Source organism: Actinophytocola sp. KF-1 (assembly GCF_054661535.1).
Map to the genome: position 1 here is coordinate 564,005 of NZ_BAAFVK010000006.1, position 6,404 is coordinate 570,408.

7 protein-coding genes and 1 pseudogene are annotated in these 6,404 nt (G+C 70.4%); 6 read left to right on the forward strand and 2 right to left on the reverse strand.

Features of this window, described 5'->3' with window-relative positions; translation table 11 throughout:
• Position 1 precedes the first annotated feature (1 nt).
• From pstB to ACYQ77_RS21535, 6 genes are all read left to right on the forward strand, one after another.
• On the forward strand, positions 2-781 hold the full coding sequence (pstB, locus tag ACYQ77_RS21510) for a phosphate ABC transporter ATP-binding protein PstB (RefSeq protein WP_459713937.1): 780 nt from the start codon (positions 2-4) through the stop codon (positions 779-781).
• A gap of 174 nt (positions 782-955) precedes the next feature.
• Positions 956-1,741, forward strand: a complete 786-nt coding sequence (locus ACYQ77_RS21515; RefSeq protein ID WP_459713939.1) for a transposase family protein — start codon at positions 956-958, stop codon at positions 1,739-1,741.
• 280 nt (positions 1,742-2,021) lie between these two features.
• Positions 2,022-2,405 (forward strand): hypothetical protein, encoded by a 384-nt coding sequence (locus tag ACYQ77_RS21520; RefSeq protein WP_459713940.1) that lies wholly within the window; start codon positions 2,022-2,024, stop codon positions 2,403-2,405.
• Positions 2,406-2,415: 10 nt separating this feature from the next.
• Entirely contained in the window at positions 2,416-2,973 is a 558-nt protein-coding gene (locus ACYQ77_RS21525; protein ID WP_459713942.1) for a DUF3558 family protein, read from the forward strand.
• 9 nt (positions 2,974-2,982) lie between these two features.
• Positions 2,983-4,650, forward strand: a complete 1,668-nt coding sequence (locus tag ACYQ77_RS21530; RefSeq protein WP_459713944.1) for a hypothetical protein — start codon at positions 2,983-2,985, stop codon at positions 4,648-4,650.
• On the forward strand, positions 4,650-5,423 hold the full coding sequence (locus tag ACYQ77_RS21535; protein ID WP_459713946.1) for an ESX secretion-associated protein EspG: 774 nt from the start codon (positions 4,650-4,652) through the stop codon (positions 5,421-5,423). The genes ACYQ77_RS21530 and ACYQ77_RS21535 overlap by 1 nt, the downstream gene beginning before the upstream one ends.
• 107 nt (positions 5,424-5,530) lie before the next feature.
• On the opposite strand, the gene phoU is transcribed toward ACYQ77_RS21535, so the two are convergent.
• A complete protein-coding gene (phoU, locus tag ACYQ77_RS21540; protein WP_459713948.1) occupies positions 5,531-6,196 on the reverse strand; it encodes a phosphate signaling complex protein PhoU in 666 nt (221 codons plus the stop codon).
• A gap of 104 nt (positions 6,197-6,300) precedes the next feature.
• Positions 6,301-6,404 (reverse strand): annotated as a pseudogene (locus ACYQ77_RS21545) (IS982 family transposase); the annotation flags it as partial.

Below are 6,404 nucleotides of genomic sequence, written 5' to 3' on the forward strand. Positions count from 1 at the left end.
CATGGCCAAGCGACTGGACATCTCCGACCTCAACATCTTCTACGGCGACTTCAAGGCCGTCGAGGGTGTGTCCATGGCGGTGGAACCACGTGCGGTGACCGCGTTCATCGGCCCGTCCGGGTGCGGCAAGTCGACCGTGCTGCGGTCGCTGAACCGGATGCACGAGGTGATCCCGGGGGCGTACATCGAGGGCAAGATCGCGCTCGACGGCGAGGACCTGTACGGCCGGGACGTCGACCCGGTGCAGGTGCGGCGGTCCATCGGCATGGTGTTCCAGCGCCCGAACCCGTTCCCGACCATGTCGATCCGCGACAACGTGATCGCGGGCATGAAGCTGAACAACAAGCGCATGTCGAAGTCCGAGGCGGACGAGATCGCCGAGCGGTCGCTGCGCGGCGCGAACCTGTGGAACGAGGTGAAGGACCGCCTCAACCGGCCGGGGTCGTCGCTCTCGGGTGGTCAGCAGCAGCGCCTGTGCATCGCCCGCGCCATCGCCGTGCGGCCGGACGTGCTGCTGATGGACGAGCCGTGCTCCGCGCTGGACCCGATCTCCACGCTGGCGATCGAGGACCTGATCGCCAAGCTGAAGCAGGACTACACGATCGTCATCGTCACCCACAACATGCAGCAGGCGGCACGCGTGTCCGACCAGACCGCGTTCTTCAACCTGGCGGGCGTCGGCCAGCCGGGCAAGCTGATCGAGATGGACGCGACGGAAAAGATCTTCAGCAACCCGAACCAGAAGGCCACAGAGGACTACATCTCGGGCCGCTTCGGCTGACCCACCCGCGAGTCCCCCGTCCACGACCCGCGAGTCTCCCGTTCGCGACTCGCGAGTCTCCCGTTCGCGACTCGCGAGTCTCCGAGGGTTATTCAGAAGTGTTGATCTTGTAGACAGCGCAACAGCCCCACCTGGTTAAGATCGTTTTCCTCTCACAGAACACGACTGACCAGGGTGGGGCTGTTGCGGTACGAGTCTACGACGGGTCTTGATCATGCTCAGATTCAGGAGCTGGTCGCCCGCATCCACCAGGTCCTGCCCGGGTCGGGGCGGGGGCGGCCGCCGGTGCTGGGGTTGTACCGGCGGGTGCTGCTGACACTGGTGGCGCTGCGATCGAATCTGTCGCAGACGATGCTGGCGGACTGGTTCGGGATCTCCCAGCCCACGGTGTCGCGGATCTATCGGGCGATGTTGCCGCTGGTCGAGCAGGTCACCTGCTTGCACCGGCCACCCCTGCCCGACGTGCTGGCCGGGCGGGTGGTTGTCGTGGACGGCACGATCGTGCCGGTCGGGAACCGCCGCAAAGACCGGGCCACGCATGAAGCCAACTATTCCGGGAAACGCCACACCGCGGGGTTGAACGTTCAGGTCCTGTCTGACCTGGACGGTCAACTCCTCGCGGTGGCCGATCCTGTTCCGGGCCGCACCCACGACCGGGCCGCGTTCACCGCCACCGGGTTCAACCAACTCCTCGCCGACGTCGAGACCCTCGGTGACCTGGGCTATCAGGGCACCACGGTGATCCGGCCGCGCCGCAAACGCCCCGGTCACGCCGACCATGACCCGGCCACCCAGGTCTGGAACCGCAGTATCGCCAGCCTGCGGGTCGCGGTCGAACGCGCGATCGCGCACTGGAAGAACTGGAAAATCCTGGCCACCGGCTACCGCGGACGACTCGCCGAACTCCCCAACCTCATCCGCATCATCACCACCCTCGAGTACTACCGCCTCGGCTGGTGACCCCACTTCTGAATAACGCTCTCCCGTTCGCGACTCGCGAGTCTCCCGTTCGCGACTCGCGAGTCTCCCGTTCGCGACCTGCGAGTCGGCGGTTCGGCACTTACGGTGTCAGTGCCGAACCGCCAACTCATCGGTCCTGAACGGGAGACTCGCGGGTTCTGGACGGGAGACTCGCGGGTTCTGAGAGGGGGACTCGCGGGTTTACCAACGGGAACCTTTTTGGCGGGTTTTGCGTCAGAATGTGGTCTCGCAACAGGGGTCGGCTGCGAAGGGTTGGGCGATGCTTGACGCAGGTGGTGGCGGGGGCATGGTGGCCATGGCCAAGTCCATGTCGAGTCTGAAGCAGGCCGCGGCGGACGGGCAGTTCGCCGTCAACGAGACCGGGGGCAAGGCGCTGCTCGTGGCCATCCGCGAGATGGCCAAGTGGGTGGACTCGAACACGGCCAAGCTCGGCACGCTGTCGCGGTCGCAGCGGCTCGGCTCCAGCCACGGCGCCGAGGCCATGAAGCCCTACGTCCAGCAGGTCGCGACCGACCAGGAGGGCTTCCTCACCATGCTCCGCGAGTTCCGCGCCTCACTGGAGGACGCCGAGGCGGGCGTGCTCGGCGCGATGAACAACTACCAGCACATCGAGACCTCCGTCGAGGGCAAGTTCCGTGCGTAGACCCCTACTGGTGGCAGCGGCCGCGCTCCTCGTCCTGGTGTCCGGCTGCGCCGAGCAGACCGAAGGCAACCCGACCGCGAGCGGCGGCACCACGCCGGAACGCACGATCACCACCGACCCGGACGCGCCGACGACCGAGCCGAGCGAGCCGTCGTCCGGCGGGGAGGAGCCGTCCGCGATCGCGGACCTCCAGCCGTGCGACCTCGTCGACCAGGCCGGGCTCGGCTCGCTGGGCCTGACCGGCGGCGAGGAGGACTCCGTCGGCTCGGCCAGGTCCTGCCGCTGGCGGCACGAGGGCGCCACGCTCGACGAGAGCTTCACCGTCTCGGTCGAGCTGTTCGACGACGAGGGCTTCGCCGACCTCGCCGAGAACACCCAGGTCAAGGAGCTGCCGAAGGTCGGCGGGCACGACGCCGTCTCCTTCGTCGACGCGGCGGGCGTGTGCGGGGTCAGCCTCGAGGTCGGGGACAGCACCCGCGTCGACAACACCGCGGTCGGCGGTGACCAGACGCAGGGGTGCAGGCTGGCGGCGCAGCTCGCGGCACTCGTCGAACCGAAACTGCCCTGAGGACGCGTGATGACCAGGAACCTGCGCGCACGGAACGACGTGTCCAACCCGTACAGCCAGAACTACGACCCGTCGAGCCCGTACTACGACGCGACGCGCGACCCGAGCAGCCCCACCTACATCGACCGCCGCCACACCACGCAGACCGGCGAGGAAACCGAGCAGGACGCCGAGACGCGGGTGGACCAGGAGGTCCAGCAGGGCACGATCCTCGACCGGCTGCTCGACATGTTCAACCACGGCGACCGGGTCCAGGACACCTACAACCAGGAGATGAACGCGCGCGCGGCCGAGCTGGCGGCCGGCCTGCGGACCCGCGAGGGCCCGATCATGATGTGCGCGAACTACATGGCGACGCCGCACCCGCAGCTGAAGACCATGGTCACCGAGGACGTCGACCCGGACAGCGTCGGCGAGACCGGTGACCTGTGGATCTCGGCGGGCAACGCGATGACCCGCTTCCAGTCCGGTGTCGCGGCCGCCATCAACAACAGCGAGGCCGACTGGCAGGGGTCCGCGGGCAACGCGGCGCGGACGTTCATGGCCCAGGTCGGCAACTGGGTGGGCGAGGCCGGCCAGAGCGCACAGCTCGCGGGCACGCAGACGAACCTGCAGGCCTCCGCACTCGCCGAGGCGAAGCGGAGCATGCCGGAGCCGGTGGACTTCGACGTCGACGCGGCCAACGCCGACCTGCAGTCCGAGACGAACCCGTTCGAGCTGATCCGCAAGCTCAACACCTACCAGGCGCAGTACGACGCCCAGCAGGCCGCGCACGAACGCGCCGCGACCGTCGTCAGCACCTACGACAGCAACCTCTCCGGCGCCAGCACGATGCCCGCGTTCGGGCCGCCGCCGACGCTGTCGGCCAGCTCGATCGGCGAGTCGAGCGTCGACAGCTCGCGGGTCGGCACGCCGGGCACGAACACGCCGGGCACGAACAACCCGAGCGGCACGTACACGCCGCCGTCGTCGAACGACCCGAACGGGCCGGGCGGCAGGCCGGACATCCCGACCACGCCGCCGGACTCGACGGACCCGACCAACCCGAACGGCCCCGGCGGTCCGGGCGGACCGGGTGGCCCGTACCTGCCCGGCGGCCCGGACATCCCCGGCGTGCCCGGTTCGCCGGGTGGTCCGGGCGGCGGTGGCACCACGCCGAGCGGCGACCTGCCTGGGCTCCCCGGCCTGCCCGGCCCCGGCCAGTTCCCCGGCGGTGGCGGGGGTGGTGGCGGCGGTGGTGGCGCAGGCCAGAACCCGTACGTCCCGCCGCTCCCCGTCGGCGGCCTGCCCGGCCCGAACGGCGGTGGTGACGTCGGCCGCGGTGGCGGCAGCGGCTACGGCGGCCGGTACGGCGGCGGCCCGGGCGGCGGCGGCTTCGGCGGGCCCGGCTCCGGTGCCGGTGGCGGCCAGGGTGCCGCCGGCCGTGGACCGGGTGTCGGCGGTCTCGGCGCCGGTGGCGGCGCGATGGCCGAGGGTGGTCCCGTGCGTGGCGGTGCCGCGGGCGCGCTGGGCCGTGGTGGCGCGGCCGGTGGCATGGGCGGCGGCCCGCTCGGCGGCAGGCGCGGCGAAGGCGAGGACGACGACGAGCACAAGCGGCCGTCGTTCCTGGTGGAGGGCGACCCGGACGCCGTGTTCGGCACCGACCAGATGACCGCGCCCCCGGTGATCGGTGAGTGATGGCCGGCTACACCCTCACGTTGCCGCAGGTGGACGTGCTCGCGCAGACGCTCGACGTCAACGTGCGGCAGTTCCCGTTCGAGATCCCGAGCCACGGTGAGTTCGTCGTCGACCGGCAGCGCATCGCCCGCGAGGTGTTCCTCGAACTGGGCAGGCGCGGCCTGATCCGCGGCGCCGACATCGACCCGGACCTGACCCGTGCGCTGAAGGTGCTGTCGCGGCCGGTCATCACGGTGTCCGCGATGGGCACGGTGGAGAAGACGCGGAAGGTGTACGCGCGAGCCGCGACCGACGGCGACACCGGCGTGCTCGCGCTCAAGGAGGGCGACCGGTTCCGGGTGGAGCTGATCCGGCCCACCGCACTCGCCGTGTCCCTGGTGGGGCTGCTGCCGAAGGTGGCGGCGGGCCCCGGCCAGTCCGTCTCGATCACCAGGCCCGCGCAGGACCGGCCGGACGAGCAGGAGGACTTCCTGGCCCCGGTGCACGCCCGCAGCGGCAACGAGCAGCAGCTGCGGGTCGCGGCGAGCTACCTGGCGCGGCCACGCACCGGGACGGGGTTCTTCTCCGTGTCCGGGCGTGACCGGCGCACCGGGAAGGAACTGCGTGCCGGCACGCTGACCTGGATCGACACGGACGCGGGCCGGTACCTGACGCTGTCCCGCCCGGTGGGCGAGGACGGTCAGGTACGCAGCACGTTCAGCCCCGCGGACTCGGCCCGCCTCGCGCAGCAGCTCGGCGAGATGATCGAGTCAGTGGCTCCGTCGAGGTACTAGCGGCTCTTCGCTCGGAGCCACCGGTCGGGCGAATCCCTCGGGGCACACGGCGGTGGGGGGCGCCGCTTCGCGGAGCCGGGCGCGCAGCGCCCGGCCGGGTCGACGTACTAGACGTCCTCGTCGCCCGTGTAGCCCGGCATGCGGCCGGTCACCACGAACACGACGCGCTTCGCGACCGAGACGGCGTGGTCGGCGTAGCGCTCGTAGAAGCGGCCGAGCAGGGTGACGTCCACGGCGGACGCGACGCCGTGCGGCCACTCCTTGTCCATGATCACGCCGAAGAGCTGGCGGTGGAGGTCGTCCATCTCGTCGTCGGCTTCTTCGAGTGAGCGGGCCTTCTCGACGTCCTTGTGCAGGATGACCTGCTGGGCGTTGCGGGCCAGCTCGACGGCCACGCGGCCCATCTCGGCGAAGTACGGGCGGATCTGCTCGGGCAGCACCGGGTTCGGGTGCCTGCGGCGGGCCGCCTTCGCCACGTGCAGGGCCAGGTCGCCCATGCGCTCCAGGCTCTCCGCGGCGTGGATGGCGGCGAGGACCGTGCGGAGGTCGGTCGCCACCGGCGCCTGCAGCGCGAGGAGCGCGTATGCGTGCTCCTCGCAGGACGACCGGGCGTCGTCGATCTTCGCGTCGTCGCCGATCACCTGTTCGGCGAGGCCGAGGTCGGCGTCCAGCAGCGCCCGGGTGGCGAGCTCCATGGCGGTCGCGGACATGGAGCACATGTGTGCCAGCTCTTCGGCGAGCTGATCGAGTTCGACATGGTAGGCCTCACGCATGGCGACAGCCTACGGGCGTGCGGACACCGCAACGGCATTCCCGGGTGAATCCCCGGTGAACCCCCGGCCACCAAACGGGGCTAGGCGAATGATGCGTAACTCGGTCAGTGGTCGTAGGCGGTCAGGGATCGGGTGATGGCTTGGCCGGTGGCGCGGTTGTGCCAGATGGCGGCGGTGAGGGCGAGGAGGCGTTGGGCGATGCGGACTC

Excerpts from the sequence above, each read along its gene's own strand:
- ACYQ77_RS21530 (WP_459713944.1), top strand. The coding sequence starts at position 2,983 with ATGACCAGGAACCTGCGCGCACGGAACGACGTGTCCAACCCGTACAGC.
- ACYQ77_RS21520 (WP_459713940.1), top strand. The coding sequence starts at position 2,022 with ATGCTTGACGCAGGTGGTGGCGGGGGCATGGTGGCCATGGCCAAGTCC.
- pstB (WP_459713937.1), top strand. The coding sequence starts at position 2 with ATGGCCAAGCGACTGGACATCTCCGACCTCAACATCTTCTACGGCGAC.
- ACYQ77_RS21535 (WP_459713946.1), top strand. The coding sequence starts at position 4,650 with ATGGCCGGCTACACCCTCACGTTGCCGCAGGTGGACGTGCTCGCGCAG.
- phoU (WP_459713948.1), bottom strand. The coding sequence starts at position 6,196 with ATGCGTGAGGCCTACCATGTCGAACTCGATCAGCTCGCCGAAGAGCTG.